The sequence below is a fragment of the Kitasatospora sp. NPDC053057 genome, from assembly GCF_044546945.1.
Lineage (GTDB): Bacteria > Actinomycetota > Actinomycetes > Streptomycetales > Streptomycetaceae > Kitasatospora.
This window is the reverse complement of record NZ_JBITZP010000062.1, coordinates 15,460-32,004: the sequence shown is the minus strand read 5'-3', so window position 1 is coordinate 32,004 and position 16,545 is coordinate 15,460. Positions and strand designations below refer to the sequence as shown.

Here is a 16,545-nt window from a genome sequence, read left to right as displayed (position 1 = left end):
CCGCCGCCATGCCCGCGCACCTCTCACCCGCACCGACGGCCAGCCCAGATATCAACTGACTGGCCGTCGGCCACTACCTGCGGATTCGGGTCAGATGCCGGCCAGGGCTCCTTCGAGGGTGGAGAGCTGGTTGCGCAGGCGGTAGCTGGGGCCGTTGATGGGCAGGGTGGTGCAGTGGTGCAGGAGCCGGTCGAGGATGGCGGTGGCGAGGACGTCGTCGCTGAAGACCTGGCCCCACTCGCTGTAGGTCTTGTTCGAGGTCAGCAGGATGGGGCCCTTTTCATACCTTTTCGAGACGACCTGGAACAGCAGGTTCGCGTCGTCGCGGGTCAGGGTCTGGTAGCCCACCTCGTCGATCACCAGGACGCTGGAGCGCAGGTAGGTCCGCATCTTGATGGTGAGGCGGCCTGCGGTGTCGGCAGCCCTCAGGTTGCGGACCATGTCGTCGAGGGTGGTGAAGTAGACCGAGTAGCCGGCCCGGCAGGCCGCGACCGCGAGGGCCACGGCCAGGTGTGTCTTCCCGACACCCGGCGGGCCCAGAAAAGCGGCGTTGGAGCGGGCCTCGATGAACGCGAGAGTGGCCAGGTCCTTGACCTTGCGTGGGTCGAGGTCGGGCTGGAAGGCGAAGTCGTAGTCGTCCAGGGTCTTATGGTGGGGCAGCTTCGACAGCCGCAGGGCGGTGTGGAAGCGACGGTCGTCGCGGACGGCGAGTTCCTCGGACAGGGCGAGGTCGAGGAAGTCGAGGTAGCCCATCCTCCCGGCATCCGCGCGGCCGGTGAGGTGGTCGAGGCTGCAGGCCAGGTGGGGCAGGCCGAGCTTGGCGGCGGTGGCCCGGATCCGGTGGGTGACCAGCTCGCTCATGCGGTTTCACCTGCCGTCGCGTCGGAGCGGACGGCGAACGCGGTCAGGCCGAGCGCGTCGAGGTAGCCGTCCGGGGCGGTAACGGGGTGCTCACCGCGGGCCGCGCAGAAGTCCGCCAGGGCCATGTGGACGCCCTCGTCGGCCTGGCGGAAGAACTCTTCGGTGAGTTCCAGGAGATGGGCGGCGTCCAGAGCCCAGGGCCGCCAGCCCTGTGGGGTCTGGGGCCTCGCGGCGGCGGTGTCGCTCTGGTGGGTCACGCGGTTTCCTTCTCGGTCGTGGTGTCGAGCGGTGGGACGAGGCGGACCGGTCGGATGCCGGCGATCTCGTCGTAGAACTGCAACGAGCGTCTGCCGACCGGGACTTGGTCGGCGCCGGTGCGCTGGAGCAGGTCCTGGAGCGGGCTGGTCGAGGACGCCGCAGCCCGGGCGGCGGGCCGGTCGTCGGTCAGCTCTCCGGTGGTGACGGCGCGGGTGTGTCCGTCGGGCAGGCCGTCCCAGTGCGTCTTGTCGATGACCCACTGGCCGCGCACCGCGGCCCGGGGATGCACGGCCAGCAGGGTCGATCCGGTCAGATCGGCGGTCAGCAGGTGCAGGGAGACGGTGTCGTGGCCGGCGCGGACCTCGACCAGCTGGCGGGGGCGGATCCGGCGGGCCGGCACCGAGTAGAGGCTGGCCTCGAAGGCGACCAGGCAGTCCTTGCCGACGGGCCGCAGGTGCCGGTCGGCAACGATGTAGGGACGGGCGGGCAACGGCCGCAGCGCGGCGTGGTCGCGGGTGGCCCGCACCCCGATGACCTCGCCGTGGGTGCGGTGGGTGCGGGCTCTTCGCAGCGGCACCCAGGCGGCGAACGCGGCGTCCAGCTCCATCAGCGAGGCGAACGAGCGCCCGGCCAGGACGTGGTCGCGCACGATCGTCACCTGCCGCTCGACCCGACCCTTGCCGGTGGGGCGGTAGGCCGCGAGGACGTCGATGTCGAAGTCGTAGTGCCCGGCGAACGCGACCGCCTCCGGGTGGAGCGGGACGGCCTTGCCGGGGGCGACGTGGCGGCGCACGACGGTCTTGGTGCGGTCGTAGACGATCGTCTTCGGGACGCCTCCGAAGTGGGCGAACGCCCGCCGGTGGCAGTCCCAGAAGGTGGCCAGGTCCATGCTCGTGGTGAAGCAGCAGAACGGGTCCCGCGAGTAGGACAGCACCATGTGGAAGGAGTAGACCTTCTCGATGCCGGAGCGGGCGAGGAGCTTGCCCTCGGTGCCCCAGTCCACCTGGGCCTGGGCGCCGGGGAAGACCTCGAACCGGCGGTGCAGTCCGTCCATGTCACCAGGGCCCAGCCCGAGCTCGGCGGCGATCCTGGGGCGGGCCTCCTGCAGATACATCTTCACGCGCTGGTAGTGCCCGGTGAAGGCGTAGGCATCGACGAGGCGTTCGTGGATCACCGTGCCCTTCAGCGTGATGTCCGTCCGCAGCCAGGCATCGATCACCGGCGCGTACGCGGTGACGACCTGGGGGATGCAGCCCTTGCGCGGCGTCCCGCGTTCGGGAACCACGGTCCCGGGCTGTTCCAGGTACTTCTTGACGGTCCGCCAGTTCGTCCCGGTCTCCCGGGCGATCTCGGAGATGCTCATCCCGGCCTCACGCAGGGCCCGGAAACGACGTAGTTCCATCCACTGCTCCGTCTGCAGGATCATAGAGACGGGTCACCTTTCGCTCCTTTCATCACACACCCGAGCGAAGGGTGACCCACTTCATGAACCCGACATCACGACACGCCGGGGAACCTCTGCATTTGAACCCGTACGCACCTCTGCACCTGAGGTAGTACCCGGACATGGCGAGCAGAGCAGGTATCCCCGTCGGCTGATCATGTAGGTCAGGGTTCGTCCGCATACACCGCACCGTGGGGCGGCTATCGAGGTCGCGCCGGCCTCCCGAAGCCCTCGCAGCAGTTGTCCCACCGACCACGCCACCGGTGGCCCGCCGGTCGTCAGCACCTGCGGGCAGTCCGAGAGGAGTTGGGCCAGGCGGCGGCGTTTCGCGCGCCCGCCGGCGACATCGACGACGACCTCGTGGATCCGAGCAGCGTCCAAGCCGCGTTCGACGTTCGCGACCAGCCGCACGATCAGGCCGACCGGGTCCGCCAGGGCCTCGTCGATGGTGTCGGTCACTGGTCCACCGGGGCGATCCTGGCCCGCTTGGGCCGCAGGTCGCCGATGCTCTCGGCGGCTGTCCCGCCTGCGGCGGCCTTCTTGGGCCTCTGCGCGGCGCCGGCTGCGGCGACGGGTTCGATCAGGTCGTCCATCGTGCAGTCCAGGATGTCCAGCAGGGCCATCAAGATCTTCAGGCTGAGGCGCTCGGGGCGCTCGACGACGAGGCGGTAGACCTGGCTGGAGGACAGGTTGATGCCGCGTTGGGCCAGTGGCGGCAGGAGGTCGGTGGTGGAGAACATGCCGTGATCCGCCATCAGGTGACGCAGGTGCCAGCGGTAGTCGAGCTTGGCGGCCATCATCGGTCCTTCCCGGTCGGCGCCTGGTCGAACGCCGGGTTGAGTGCGTTGCTCAGAGCAGTGTTCATGAAGTCGTCGCTGACGTGGGTGTATATGGCCGTTGAGCTGTCGCACTCGTGGCCTACTTGCTGCTGGATAAATCGCCTATCTACACCGTTTTCGGTCAAATGTGTGACATATGAATGTCTGAGGGAATGGGGGACCAGAGCCTTCGGGAGCTTCAGGGCGTCGCGGTAGGCGACGAACCGGGCGTTGATCTCGGAAGGCTTGACGCGGCCGCCGCGTTCGGTCACCCAGAGCGCCGGGTGGTGCTCGCAGCCGAAGCGCGGGCGGACGTTCTCCACATAGTCCCGGGCCGCGTCCACCGCCCAGTCCATGACCGACAGCACGTTCCGGCGTCGCGGCGGCTGCCCTCGTTTCGCCTTGCCGTAGCGCACGTTGAGCGTTCCGTACCGGCCGAACTGACGGGCCTTCGGATTGCGGCCGAAGTCGGCCACGTCCAGTTTCGAGGTCTCCGTGCGCCGCAGGCCCCAGCCGTAGACGACCTTGAAGAGGGTGGCGTCCCGGTAGGCGGCGAGGGCTCCCTTGCGCTTGGACCGCACCGCGCGGTCGACCTGGTCGTCGGCGTAGTCCAGGAACCGCTGCAGCTCATCGCGGGTGAAAGGCCGCGCCTCCGGGTCGCCTTCGTAGTCGTTGAGGTGGGCGATGGTGTTCCACTCGTGGCAGATCGCGACCGGGTGCGTGCCGAAGGCGTCCTCGCAGGCGGTCGCCCAGCCGTAGCGGCCGTCGATCAGGAACTCGGTGAACTGCCGCACTTCGCCCTGGTAGCTGCGGATCGTGGACGGCGCCAGATGCCTCTCGCCCGTGAGCGAGGCCGACCACTCGTCCATGTGACCGGGCAGCCACTGCCACGGGTACTCGTTGGTGAACTCGTGGAAGCGTCGGATCAGCCGCTCGCGGCCGGCGATCGTGTCCTCCTTCAGGCCCCGGGCCATCTGCTGGGCCCGCCAGCCGCGCAGCATCGCCGCAACCATCGCGTCCTCCGGACGCAGCTGGACCACCCCGGAGACCAGCTCCAGTTGAGCCGCTCCGGCCAGGGCCACCGTTCGCTGTTGCGCCACACAGACCGTCCCTTCTAGAGGGCAGATCTTGCATCAGATGGGACAGCCATGGCAAACTGCCTGATCAGACGGTTAGTTCGTAGTAGCCTTCGAGAGCATCAGGGCGTCTCCGTGAGCTGGCGACCTGCGGCTTCTCGCCCGTCTGATGCAATTCCCGAGGGTTCGCGTAGTGCTCGGCCATACGGCCGGAGACATGGCCAAGGTACTGCTTGATGTGGTGCAGGCCCGCGCCGTGTCGGAGCAGATTGGTGGCCAGGGTGTGACGGGCCTGGTGGGGAACACACGTCCCGAGATCGAGCTCGCCGATCCACTGCCGGAACCGGTCACGGAATGTGGTGTAGGCGATCGAGTCCCGGCCGTGCGGGTTGCGATCGCGCGTGGGGAACAACGCCATCAGCTTCTTCTCGGCCGGTGTGGGCGGGCGTCCGTGGCGGTCCTCAAAGCGTGCGACGGTCGTCAACTGCCGCTCCATGATGCGCAGGTAGAGCCGTTCGGGGATCCGGATCGCCTCTCCGTAGTTGCCGACTTTCGTCTGGTCATGCCAAAGGAGGGGCAGCCCACCGTGACGGCTGACGCATTCGAGCCGCAGGTCCAGTACCTCCGTGCAGCGTCGGCCGGTGAACACCAGGGCTTCCCAGGCATCCCGGATGCCGAGGTCGCCGGGATCGTATCGGTCCGCCAAATGCTGCAGGTTCTCCTCGTCGGACAGGGCTTGGGCGACATCGTCGGGGAACGGGTTGCGTCTGCCTCCAACCGGGTTCTTCGCGTAGGGCAGCGCGGTGATGAATGCCCGCGGCAGGCCGATCCGCTCGGCCTCGCCGCTGTCCAGCGCGGTCCTCAAGATCGCGCGAGCGTGGCTAAAGGTGAACCGGCGGGTGTGACCGGTGACGACGGACGGCTTCCCGTTCGCCAGCTGGATGGCCAGGGACGGCAGGCCCTCCCGGACGCGCTTGTTGTGGTCGGCGACGAATCGACGCATGTGCTCCTCGGTGAGGAACGCCGGTGCGTGTCCACCATCCGGCGCCACTGCTTCGAGGAAGGCGCTCAGTTCGGTGCAGGCGCGGCGGTCATGGCGGAGCAGGCCCCCTCTGCGCGCTGGCCCCTGGGGCGATCGGAGCCGGTCGGCGAGGTGCTCCCAGAGAAGGTCACGCAGCCATCGCTGGGAGACCTGCGTGAGATCGAAGTCGCTGCGGGAGCGGTGGAAGCGAACCCCGAAGTGCTCGGTCTCGATGTATCCGGCCTCCTTGGTCTCCTCCGGGGTGAAGTAAACGATCCGCAATTCGGCGGAAATCTCGCGCAGGATGCTGGCGAAACGGGCGGGCACGTGCTCGTCGGCCGCCGAGAGATCGACCAACGACGCGACACGGTGGTCCTGGATGAGACGAACGAAGGCGCGGAGTTCGCGCGCGTGCCAGTCGTAGCGGGATGCTTGCTGTGTATGGGTGAACAATCCCCACTGAAACTCGGCCCTGGTCAGAGGCGGCAGGCTCCCGAGGTCTAGTGTGCCCGCCGCAGGGTCGAGCCGCCGGACCTCGGCCCGCCCAGCCTCGTTGAGGAAGACCCGACGCGTGACACCTTCACGCTGCGCGCGCAGCCATTCCCTCTCGTGGGGACTGCAGATGTCTCTGTGTGACATTTGGACGTTTCCGCAGCTGGCGACCTTGCAGGCCCAGCCATAGACGGAGTGGTCCGGGGGGATTTTGATCACGGAGTGGCGGTAGAGCGGATCGACCGACGGGCCGCCGAGCAGAGCGGTCAGCACTTCAAGCCTGTCGCGAGTGCGACGGGCACGGGCCGGGTCGGCCAGCACACGGAGCGGTGACGTCGATTCCATCCTCACTCACCCCACGCCATCAGCAGCGCGGCGTTGAAGACGGGATCGTTGACGTCCAGGTGGGCGTAGATCTCGTCGACCACCTGCGTGGAAGCCCAGCCGCCGGCATCCCGGGCCACCACCAGGTTGCCGTCCGAGGCGTCGAGAACCGCATTCGCGAAGGAATGACGAAACGCGTGGGGACGGACCTTGCCCAGGCCCGCCCGGGCCGCAGCCCTGCTGATCATCTTGCGGGCGCCTTCCGGAGCCCAGGGCAGCCCCCGATCTGGTCCCTGTTGCTGGACCAGCAGCATCCCGTGGGACGCGCCGCGGGGGTACTCACCCGTGAGGTAGTCGAAGTAGGCGTGGACCATTGCCGGGCTGACCCGCTTGATGAGCCCGCCCCGGATCGTGCCGTCCTCCAGCTCCCAGGGCCGCTTCGTCTTCGCCCGGGCACCGTTGAAGAGGCCTTCGCGGTGACAGACGTGGACGTGCGGAGCGCTGCACTCGCCGCAGCTGGCGCCTTCACGCAGGTGGAGATCGCACAGATGCAGACCGCACAGCTCTCCGATGCGGAAACCGCCGTCGCTCAACCAGTTGACAACCAGCCGGTCGCGGGCCGAGTTCACCACCGACAGCAGCAACCCGCGGGCGCCGTCGGGCAGCATCTTCGGGTGCCGACGGCGGATTCTCCGCGGAGCCAGCGGGTTCGCCGCCATGTCCTTCGTGATGTGCCCCAACAGAGCGCGGTCCCGATCCTGCTTGGTCGGCATCCGCCGTTTGTCGAGTACCTCTGCCAGCGCAGAGTTGATACCCAGCTCGGCCTGGCGCAGGTAGAAGCCCTTCAGGCACGACGCCGCCGAGGACAGCGCACTGTTGCTGTATGGGCGCTTGCCCACCCGCCACGGCGACCTCAGCGGAGCGGCGACCTTCGCCCCGACCGCACCCATATACCGCTCCAGATCCCGGAAACCGACGCTCTCCGGGACCAAGCCCTCGTGCTCCAACCACCGCAGATGGTCAACGAGCAGGTACGCGTACGGCCGGTCCGACCCGGTGCCCGCGTACTGGGACAGGAACCGCTCGGCCCCCGCATGTACGCCACCGGCCGGCTGGACAATCGTGTAGGACCGCCGTCCGTCCCGATGGATGATCTCCTGCACCCTGAGCTGACCGAGCGACAGCCTGCGTGCCACGTTGCCTCCGTGCCGACCTACCTGGACATGGCGAACACCACGATGCCGGTCGGCAAACGAGCACGGGATGTCCGTGGTCACGGGCACCACGGACATCCCGAACAGCTACAGCACAGGCTGGAAAAACGCGTGGGACAGCACCGACCTGGTCCTGCCGGTTCGCGCAGTCGTCGACCTCAAGGGCCGCACCGCGGAGCTCACCGACCTGATCGCCGAACGGCTCGCCGACGCCCACCAGGACGCCGGCGGTGCCGCGCTCCCGGCCGGAACGGTCGGCGGGATCGTCGCCGCAGCCATCGCCGAGGTCCGCGCCCGCCCCGACATCCCGACCGCCGAGCTGGAGACCGGCCCGACCCCGGACGGCATCACCACCGAGGCCTGGCGCCGCCATGTGAGCGCCGGCCGAAACGCAATCACCCAGCAGCGCACCGCCCAGCTCGGCATCGGTGCACTCGCCCTCGAGGTCGTGCCAGCCTACGTCTCCGACCGCCAGGCCGAAGACGCTGGCCTCGCCCGCCTCGCGAACGACATCGGCATCACCACCGAAGAGATCCTCGCCTGCCGCCGCTACGCCATCTCCGGCGACGTCCGGGCGATGGACGGCTGGTAGAACCGCAGGCCAGCGGCGGGACTTTTGGGCCCTCAGATGAGGGCCCAAAAATTTGAAACCGCCGCAGGTCACGGGCCTGCGGTGGGGACGATCGGGCCGGTCAGGTCTGCCGGTCGGGGTCGGAAAAGGTCAGGCCGCCGGCCGCGAGCGGACGCCGGGCCGGTACGGGCGCGGCCGCGGTCTCGCCGGGCGGCTGGCGGAAGTCGGCGCCCTGCTCAACCGGCAGCAGCCGGAGCCCGCCGAACTGAGCGGGCACGGGAACATCGGTGACGGGCTCGGAGAAGCGCAGGGAGAGCCTGCGGCGGTCAGTCATGATCACCAGTCTCGCAGCCCGGCCCGGACCGGGGAGACCAAACCGCTACCACCGGTGATAGCGATTTGGCCCTGGTCACCAGGGCCAGCCGAGGCCAGCCACTGTTTCAGATCTGCAGAACAGAGTGGTCAAGCCGCAGCTACCACTCCCCTGTCGCCCTCGGGGCCGACCACCAGCCGTCGTTCTGCCGAACCGCCGACGTACACCTCGCGGTCTGGCCCTGCTGGTAGGGCCAGACCGCTATCACCGGTGATAGTGATTTGGCCCTGGCAGCAGGGCCAGAACCGGGGCTTGCCGCTTACCTGGGCCGATGCATGCGCTGGCCCTGCTGGTAGGGCCAAACCGCTATCACGGGTGGTAGTGCTTTGGTCCTGCTGGCAGGGCCAACGGAAACGGCCCGGGCGGTTGCCCGGGCCGTCGCAGGTCTCGTCAGCTATGCGCTGATGCCGAGGTTGGCGAGCTGGCCTTCGTAGCGCTGCCGCAGTCGCTCGCCGAACCGCTCGGGGTCGAGCGAGTCGATCCGGGGCACGGAGGCCAGGCCGGCCCGCATCTTCCCGCCGGTCAGCAGCGGGTGGATCTGGTAGACCCCTGGCTCCAGAAGCCAGGCAAGGCCCTTGTCCGCCAGTTGCTTCACGGACCGGTTCACGCTCGGCGCGCTCAACCCGAGCAGGGTGCCCATCTCGGCCTGGGAAAGGCCGGCGCACCCGGTCTCCGGGTCCTGGTAAGCCAGGAGCGTGTTCACCAGGCGAAAGCTGTTCGCGGTCAGCTCGACCAGGCTGAGGACGGCCAGCGCCTCACGGCTGATCGTCACGTACTCGGTCGTGGGGATCGGCGGGACGTACCGGGTGGTCGTCATGGTGGTGTCCTCAGTCAGGGGCGCGGGCGCCCACCGGCTAGCTGATACGTTGAGCATCCAATGTCAGGTTAGGCCCGCTCCGGTGCAACGGAGCGGGCCTCGCCGTCTCAGGCGCTCCGGACGACCCGAGCCTTCGAGGCCGCCGGCATCTCGTTCTTCTCCGTCTTCGAGCCCAGCAGCACGACGTTCGCGGCCTTGGCCACCGACCGCTGCTCCTCTCGGCGCTCCTTGCGCCAGGCCGCGGCGTACTCCGGGCCCGGCATGAGGAACTCGGGCACCTCCGCGACCCAGACGTCCTGGGCCGCTTCCTGGTCCGCGCTGGAGCCGGCGAAGGTGAGGAACGGGTTCAGCTGGTAGACCGAGCGGCGAGCGGTCCGCAGCCAGCCGATCTCGTTGAAGAACAGCAGGGACTCGCCGACGTAGGTCCGCGAGACGCCGGAGGCGGCGCTGATGTCGCGGTGGGTGGTCTTCACCATGCCCAGCGGCGCCCGGCGCGGGGCCTTGCCGCTCATCTGCTGAAAGCCGACCAGGGTGCACCAGGTCCGCATCCAGGTCTGCGGGATGTCCATCTGGGCGAGGGTGAGCATCATCAGCGGGGCGTCGGTCGTGTAGCCCTTGGTGGTGTCGGACTCCGCGAAGGTGCGGCCCGAGATCTTCTGCACCGAGTAGACGACGTTCCCCCGGCTGTCCAGCCGGGTCACCAGCTGCTCGCCGTAGCCCAGCTTGGGCTTGTCAGCCATCGGCGCTCTCCAGGTTCCTTGATCCAATGTCACCGGGACACTATCACGGGTGATAGTGCTTTGGCCCTACCGTTAGGGCCGAACCGCCTCGGCGAGTCGCCAGGCTGCGTCCGACAGTAGGTCCGGCGGCCTGTGGATAACCCCGGCCGGTTTGGCCTGGCCAGCAGGGCCAAAGTCGAGAGCGTTTGGCCCTGCTGGCCAGGGCCAAACAGTGCCTGACACAAAATGGTCGTTTTCGCAGGTCAGAGCACATTTTTGACCAGATTTTGCTGGCGGGCCTCTCTCATACACCCGCCGCGCGGGAGAACCGGCGCTCCCGTACCCACCGGCCCGGCGGCACCTTGTGTCACAGCGGCCACCACAGGGGCTCTGACCTGCTGGTTTCTCGCCGGGGTGGCCTCCGGCGGGCTGGCTGCCCGTGCCGCTGCCGCCGCCCGGGCCGGGCTCGGTTTGGCCCTGCTGGCCGGAACCGGCCGGGGTCACTGCGCCAGTCATGGAAGTCCGGCTGCCGCCGGACCCGGGCCTTGACGGCCCTTTCCATGCCTACGAGTTCCGGTGGTCGCTGCCCGTGCCCTGCCGCCGCCGGTGATGCGGGTCGGCGACCGGTGCCGGCAGCAGGTGGTCCCGGCCAGCGCTCCCAGGTCGTGAAGGTGGGCAACAAGGTCTTCGTCGGCAGGTGGTGACGTCGGCAACCGCTCGGTGGGCGGGCAGCACCGGCACCCGGTGCAGGCCGGGTCGGCAGGCGGGCCCGCCAGCACGAACACCGGCCACCTCCTCGATGGCAACTGCCCAGTGTCACGCCGTCTTCGGCGTGACCGGTGCGGCGACGGGCCGGCGGCGGGGCCGGCCACGGCCCTGACGGCGGATCCGGTGGCGCAGGGCAGGCGGCAGGGGCTGGTCCAGCGCAGCCCTTGGCGCTGGCCACGGGTGCGGGGGCGGAGCACGCCGCGCCCAGCCGCTTACTCGGCCGGGGTCCGCGTCGGTCCTGTAGTTGCCTCCCGTTCCCGGCCGTCCGGCAGGGCAGGCGGCGCGCGGTCCGGGGTGGGGAAGAGCGAAGGGGAGGCCGACGACCAGCCGGCCCGCTGGCCACCTGCCTGCACCAAGAGACAGGGCACTCTGGTGAAAGGGCTCCTTCAACCGCTCTGCGGCAAGGGGTAGAGTCGAAATTTGACGAGTTTGGTCAATCTCACTAGATTCTGGCAACTGACAGATCATCAACTAGTGAGAGGGCGGATCTGTGGCCGACACACCCCGGGTCCTGCGGATCAGCTTCGAGTTCCACGTGCACCGCAAGCTGAGCAAGAACATCCACACCTCGCGAGTCAACAAGGCGCTGGACACCATCGCGGACCGCGTGCTGGGCCTGGCCGAGGGCCTGTTCCCCTGGGCCCACACGGTCACGGTGCACAAGGAGTGGCTCTACAACTGGACCGACAATCGCTACCCCGTCACGCTTCCCGCCACCGCGGACAACACCCCGGACGCGCAGTAGGGCAGCCGACACCAGCGGTCGGGCTTGAAGGGGAGGAGATCCGTGGACGAGCAGGACATGGCGCCGGACGTACTGTCCGGCGCCGAAAGCGAGGCAGTACTACGCCGGCTGATTCTGCCGGGGGTGTTCGTGCGGGGGCTGCCGCAGGTACGCCCGGTGGTCGTGTTCGTGGCCGGGCAGGCCGGCAGCGGCAAGACACTCGTCGTGGACCTGGTGCACGCCGCGCTCTCCCGGCGGGGCGGGGCGGTGCGGGTGGACCGCGACGCCTACAAGGCCGTTCATCCCCGCTACCGGCGGTTCCTCGCCGAGGACGTGCGCACGGCCGGGGTGCGGGTGCGCACGGACACCTACGGGTGGCAGGCCCAGCTGGAGGCGCGCCTACGGCAGGACCGCCTCGACGCGGTGGTGGAAGCGGCGCTGGGTCGCCCCGAGGAGTTCCTGGCCGAGATCGCCGCGTACCGGCGGGCGGGCTACCACGTGGAGATCGTGGCGCTGGCCGTGGCCGAAGCGTTCAGCCAGCTTGGTGTCCTGGACCGCTACCTGCATCTGGCTGTCGAGGGCCGGGCCCGCTACGTGGGCTGGGACAACCATGACGCCTGCGCCGCCGTACTGCCCGATGCGCTCGCCGCGGTGGAGGCCGGGCACCTGGCCGACCGGATCTTCGTGGTGCGGCGCGGCACCGAGACGGTGCTGGAGAGCGTGTACGCCAACGAGCTCGACACCGACGGGCGTTGGGTCCGTCCGGCGCGCGCGGCCCAGGCCGTCCTCGCCGAGCGGGCTCGCCCGTGGGGCGCGGCCGAGAGCGGCCGGTTCCGCCGGGAGCTGGCTGCCTGCGAGCGGCGCGCCGGCGACTCCCGGATCCCCGGGGACTGGGCGCTGGCGGTGAGCCGGGACGCCGAACGCGCGGCGGCGCTGGCCGAACCGGTGCGCCGCACCGCCCAGCCGTTGAGGCAGGCGCCCGGGGTCGACTACCACCGGCTGTCGACGGACGAGCACGACTTCGTCTTCGACGCGGTGGTCGTGCCGACCATGCTGAACGCGGTCGTCGGTCAGGAGAAGCCGGTCGTGGTCTACATCGCCGGGCAGCCCGGTGCCGGCAAGACGAGGGCCGCCCGGCTGGTCCACCGGTCTCTGAGCAGCCCGGTCCACCTGGTGGGCGACTACTTCAAGGTCCTGCACCCGGACTACCTGCAGCTGCTGAAGACGGATCCGCGCCGGGCGTCGGAGCCGATCCGCGCCGACTACCGGGCCTGGCAGGCGAAGGCGGAGGCCTACGTGCGCGAGCGGCGCGGCAACCTCGTCATCGAGACCACTCCTGCCGACCCCGCAAAGTTCGCCGCCGAGGCGCAGGCCTTCCGACGGGCCGGGTACCGGGTGGAGCTGCTGGTGCTGGCCGTGCGCGCGGCCGACTCCCGCCAGGGCACCGCTCACCGCTACGCGCGGGTCAGCGGGCGAGGCGTGCCCGCCCGGTTCACCACCGCGGCCGGTCACGACGTGCACTTCCATGTGCTGCCCGACGTCGTCGCGGCCGCCGAGGAGCTGGCGGTGGTCGACCAGGTCACCGTGATGCGGCGTGACACCACGGCCCTGTACCGCAGCCAGCCGACCCGCCTGCGGCCGCGGCATCCGGCGGCGGCGCTGGCCCTGCTCGCGGAGCAGGCGCGCCCCTACACCGATCAGGAGGCGGCTGCGTTCTGGGCCGTTCAGCGCGCCTTGCACGCCGCGATGCCGCAGTACCGCGACGACCTGGTCGCCATCGGCGCCCAGGCCCTCCCGCTCATGCCCGCTGCTCTTCGGCCGCGCCGACTGGAGGTGCCTTCGGTGGGGGCCGCTCTGCCCGTCCCTGCCAGGCCAGGGCTCAAGAGCGGGCCGGCCTGCGGTCGCTGACCGGAGACGGCCTACTCGTTCTCGGTGGCCTGGAGAAACCTCAGGCGCTCGGTGTACAGCTCGGTGATGCGGCCGATCTCGGCGGGCCCGGCGCTCGCGAGCCGCTGCCGGTCCTCGCCGCACACCTGTAGTTGCGCGGTCAGGTCCTGCTGGCGCTGCTGGTCTCCCGAGCGCCTGGCGGCCAGCAGTTCCCTGCTGCACCAGACAGCAACCGCGCCGATCACCTCCTCGGCGTCCTCGACGGAGGCGCTGCCGTCCTCGGGGGACGATGGGGATGCGGGCGGGGAAGCAGGCACGGCGAACCACCTCAATGGCTTCGAACGGTCTCGGCCGGGACGGCGCCGCCGGCCGCCCGGACGGGCCAGCCAGTGGCCCGTTCCCGGCCCCTTTTCCGCCTGATCCTGCCCCGTGACCTGCTCTCTCACCTAAATTGGCCTCAACTGACATGTCCTGGGGGGACTCACGTGGCCGACCTTCGCGCGCTGTTCAGCTCCAACGACCCGGTCGACAGCGCCGAGGCGTTCACCAACCGGCAGCACCAGTGGTCCCTGGTCGCCACCGCCCTCGAAGAACACCTGCGCACCATCGCCGACCCCGGCTTCGACGTCGAGGACCTAGAGAAGCCCCGCACCAACGTCATCGCCTTCTACGGCGTCGGCGGCATCGGCAAGACCACCCTGCTGCGCAAGCTCGAAGCCTCCCTCGCCGCCGCCGAGCAGCGGCCCCAGCAGTGGGGCACGGGCATCGGGGCGGGCGAGCGGCTGCTGCCGGTACGCATTGACCTCGCGCGCTCGGCCTCGACCGGATCCGACTTCGAGCGGGTCGTGCTGACGATCCGCCTGGCCCTGGCCAGCGCGGTCGGCCTGCCGATGCCGAGCTTCGACTTGGCGCTGCGGCGTTACTGGGACGCCCAGCACCCCGGTGAGCCGCTGGAGGAGTACATCCGGCGCACCGGGCTGATGGGCAAGGCCGGCCAGCTGCTACCCGGCCAGGTTGGGGCGGCGGTCAGCGAGGTCGTCGGCTCGCTGGAGCTGCCGGGCCTGGTGGGTTCGGCGGCCGGACAGGTCGCCACCGCGCTCGTGCGGGCGCTGCGTGAACGCCGCGAGCGGGCCCGGGCGCTGGCCGGGGCCGCCCGTACCGCGGCCCTGCTGGAAGCCGACCCGGATCTCGAGGCGCTCTCCTACTACGCGCACCTGTTGGCGTGGGAGCTCAGCCGGCTGCCCGCGAAGAAGGCGGTGGTGCCGATCGTGATGTTCGACACCTTCGAGGACACCGACGACCGGCACCGTGACCTGGAACGGCTGCTACAGCGCCTGGTCTGGCTGATGCCGAACTGTTTCTTCGTCATCGCCGGCCGCAGCAGGCTCGGCTGGGGCGAGACCGCTCTTGAGGGGCAGCTCGACTACACCGGCCCCTCCGCCTGGCCGCAGCTGGCACCCGAGGGACGGCAGCCCGCCCACGCGGCGGGCGGCGCCCGCCAGCACCTGCTCGGCGACTTCTCCCCCACCGACTGCGACAGCTACCTCGCCCGCCGCCTCACCCACGACGGCCAGCCGCTCATCGGCCCGGCCGTCCGCGCAGTCATCACCGAGCGCTCGCACGGCCTGCCCCTGCACCTCGACCTGGCCGTCGCCCGCTTCCTGGAGATCCGCCGCACCGGCCGCACCCCCGCGCCCGCCGACTTCGACCATGCCTTCCCCGCCTTGATCTCCCGCACCCTGTCCGACCTGAGCGCGGACGAGCGCCACGTCCTGCGTAGCGCCTCGCTGCTGGACGCCTTCGACGTCGATTTGGCGACCCAGGCCGCCGGCCTGACCCACCAGGCAGCTGCCCGCCGGCTCGTGGAGCGGCCCATGATCAGCGAAGACTCCTTCGCGATCTGGCCCTACCACCTGCACGACGCCATTCGCACCGCCCTGCAAACCGGCGACACCCACACCCCGGACCGTTGGACCGCGGCCGACTGGCACCAGGGCGCCGAGCGCGCGCTGGCCGCGCTCGGCCGTCAGTGGCGCCAGGCCCGCACTCCCTCCAGCGATCGGGCCTGGCTCGTCGCCTGCCTGCGCCAGGGTCTGCGTCTGGCGCGCGACCACCGCCTGGAGGACCTCGTGTGGCTGACCGACGCCGCCTTCGCCTACATTGACGACTCCGTGTGGGAGCCGATCGCCCCGCCCGCCCCCAAACACGGCAACGGGTCGGCCGCGGACACGCCCGCCGACGCCCTCGCCGAGCTCCTGACCGCGATCAGCCGCCGCCAGCACGAACACCGCGACCGCACCGCCCGCCGCCTGAGCGCCGTCCTCGACGGCGGCCTGCTGTCCGACGAGCTCACCCAGCTCGCCTGGTACTACCGCGCGAAGGCAGACAAGGACCTCGGGAGGACGACCGCGTCCCTCGAGGGGATGCAGCGCGTCGCCGCTGCCGGCGGCCGCCTCGCCCCGCAGGCACAGCGCGGGATCGCCAACCTGGCCCGCATCCACGGTGATTTCCCTGCCGCGATGGCCGCCGCCTCCACCCTGACGTGGAAGAGCCGACGCCACCGCGTCCGCGGCGACATCCTGTGGCCGCAGGGCGACTTCACCGCCGCCGCCCAGGCCCTGCGCGACGGACGGGCCGAGGCCGAGCAGCACGGCGCGCCCGGCGAGCGCGCCATCGCCCAGACCCGCCTGGCCCTGGTCACCGCGTTCGCCGACCCGGACCGGGCCGACGAGGAGATCGACCTCGCCCGCCAGTACCTGGAACCGCTCGACCAGCGCGCCACCGCCCTCCACCTTCAGGTCGCCGGCCTGGTCCGCGACGCCGGCACCGACGACCAGGACATCGCCGACCGCGTCACCGTCCTGCGGGCCCAGATCGACGTCGCCGGCCTGCCCTGGCTCATCCCCCTGCTGGAGACCGCGCTCGCCTTCCACCACGCCGTCCGCGGCGCCGAGAACGACCTGACCGCCACCCTCGCCCGGCTGCGCGAGGCCACCGCGAACGGCGACTTCGCCTACTACCTGGACATCGCCCACTTCATGGCCGGCCTGCCGCTGCCCGCGCCATCCACCACGCAGTGGCTCGACGACGAGGAGACCGTCCGGAACCGGTGGCACGCCCTGGTCACCGAGCGGCAGGAGCGCCTTCGCGCCGCGCGCTGAAATGGTGGGGCGGCCCC

At 70.1% G+C, this 16,545-nt stretch carries 16 protein-coding genes; 4 read left to right on the top strand and 12 right to left on the bottom strand.

Annotated elements, in window-relative coordinates; genetic code table 11:
* Positions 1-90: 90 nt before the first annotated feature.
* From istB to ACIG5E_RS36495, 8 genes are all read right to left on the bottom strand, one after another.
* Positions 91-861, bottom strand: coding sequence for an IS21-like element helper ATPase IstB (gene istB, locus ACIG5E_RS36530; RefSeq protein ID WP_396541115.1), 771 nt, complete (start codon positions 859-861; stop codon positions 91-93).
* Positions 858-1,118, bottom strand: coding sequence for a hypothetical protein (locus ACIG5E_RS36525; protein WP_396541113.1), 261 nt, complete (start codon positions 1,116-1,118; stop codon positions 858-860). The genes istB and ACIG5E_RS36525 overlap by 4 nt, the downstream gene beginning before the upstream one ends.
* Entirely contained in the window at positions 1,115-2,545 is a 1,431-nt protein-coding gene (istA, locus tag ACIG5E_RS36520) for an IS21 family transposase (RefSeq protein ID WP_396541111.1), read from the bottom strand. Before istA ends, ACIG5E_RS36525 begins: the two co-directional genes overlap by 4 nt.
* 57 nt (positions 2,546-2,602) lie before the next feature.
* A complete protein-coding gene (locus ACIG5E_RS36515; RefSeq protein WP_396541109.1) occupies positions 2,603-3,022 on the bottom strand; it encodes a hypothetical protein in 420 nt (139 codons plus the stop codon).
* Positions 3,019-3,360 carry a helix-turn-helix domain-containing protein gene (locus ACIG5E_RS36510; RefSeq protein ID WP_396541107.1) on the bottom strand — a complete coding sequence of 114 codons (342 nt, stop codon included), beginning with the start codon at positions 3,358-3,360 and terminating at the stop codon, positions 3,019-3,021. The genes ACIG5E_RS36515 and ACIG5E_RS36510 overlap by 4 nt, the downstream gene beginning before the upstream one ends.
* Complete coding sequence (locus tag ACIG5E_RS36505; RefSeq protein ID WP_396541105.1) at positions 3,360-4,481, bottom strand: tyrosine-type recombinase/integrase; 1,122 nt, start codon at positions 4,479-4,481, stop codon at positions 3,360-3,362. The genes ACIG5E_RS36510 and ACIG5E_RS36505 overlap by 1 nt, the downstream gene beginning before the upstream one ends.
* 64 nt (positions 4,482-4,545) lie before the next feature.
* Positions 4,546-6,315, bottom strand: coding sequence for a tyrosine-type recombinase/integrase (locus ACIG5E_RS36500; protein WP_396541103.1), 1,770 nt, complete (start codon positions 6,313-6,315; stop codon positions 4,546-4,548).
* 2 nt (positions 6,316-6,317) lie between these two features.
* Positions 6,318-7,490, bottom strand: coding sequence for a tyrosine-type recombinase/integrase (locus ACIG5E_RS36495; RefSeq protein WP_396541101.1), 1,173 nt, complete (start codon positions 7,488-7,490; stop codon positions 6,318-6,320).
* Between the two features lie 67 nt (positions 7,491-7,557).
* Between ACIG5E_RS36495 and ACIG5E_RS36490 the strand changes: the two genes are divergently transcribed.
* Positions 7,558-8,100: a hypothetical protein gene (locus tag ACIG5E_RS36490; protein WP_396541099.1), complete on the top strand. Its 543-nt coding sequence runs from the start codon at positions 7,558-7,560 to the stop codon at positions 8,098-8,100.
* Between the two features lie 100 nt (positions 8,101-8,200).
* Here ACIG5E_RS36490 and ACIG5E_RS36485 read toward each other — a convergent pair whose 3' ends face one another.
* The 3 genes from ACIG5E_RS36485 to ACIG5E_RS36475 all read right to left on the bottom strand — a co-directional run bounded on the left by ACIG5E_RS36485 (position 8,201) and on the right by ACIG5E_RS36475 (position 10,009).
* Positions 8,201-8,413 carry a hypothetical protein gene (locus tag ACIG5E_RS36485; protein ID WP_396541097.1) on the bottom strand — a complete coding sequence of 71 codons (213 nt, stop codon included), beginning with the start codon at positions 8,411-8,413 and terminating at the stop codon, positions 8,201-8,203.
* A 433-nt stretch (positions 8,414-8,846) separates the two neighbouring features.
* On the bottom strand, positions 8,847-9,269 hold the full coding sequence (locus ACIG5E_RS36480; RefSeq protein ID WP_360269068.1) for a helix-turn-helix domain-containing protein: 423 nt from the start codon (positions 9,267-9,269) through the stop codon (positions 8,847-8,849).
* A gap of 107 nt (positions 9,270-9,376) precedes the next feature.
* A complete protein-coding gene (locus ACIG5E_RS36475) occupies positions 9,377-10,009 on the bottom strand; it encodes a hypothetical protein (RefSeq protein WP_396541095.1) in 633 nt (210 codons plus the stop codon).
* Between the two features lie 1,237 nt (positions 10,010-11,246).
* On the opposite strand from ACIG5E_RS36475, the gene ACIG5E_RS36470 reads away from it, so the two are divergent.
* Both ACIG5E_RS36470 and ACIG5E_RS36465 read left to right on the top strand, forming a co-directional pair.
* Positions 11,247-11,501: a hypothetical protein gene (locus ACIG5E_RS36470; protein ID WP_396541093.1), complete on the top strand. Its 255-nt coding sequence runs from the start codon at positions 11,247-11,249 to the stop codon at positions 11,499-11,501.
* A gap of 42 nt (positions 11,502-11,543) precedes the next feature.
* Entirely contained in the window at positions 11,544-13,388 is a 1,845-nt protein-coding gene (locus tag ACIG5E_RS36465; RefSeq protein ID WP_396541091.1) for a zeta toxin family protein, read from the top strand.
* A gap of 11 nt (positions 13,389-13,399) precedes the next feature.
* On the opposite strand, the gene ACIG5E_RS36460 is transcribed toward ACIG5E_RS36465, so the two are convergent.
* Positions 13,400-13,684: a hypothetical protein gene (locus tag ACIG5E_RS36460; protein WP_396541089.1), complete on the bottom strand. Its 285-nt coding sequence runs from the start codon at positions 13,682-13,684 to the stop codon at positions 13,400-13,402.
* Positions 13,685-13,852: 168 nt separating this feature from the next.
* Here ACIG5E_RS36460 and ACIG5E_RS36455 point away from each other — a divergent pair, with 168 nt between their 5' ends.
* Entirely contained in the window at positions 13,853-16,528 is a 2,676-nt protein-coding gene (locus ACIG5E_RS36455; RefSeq protein WP_396541087.1) for an ATP/GTP-binding protein, read from the top strand.
* The last annotated feature ends 17 nt before the right edge of the window (positions 16,529-16,545 follow it).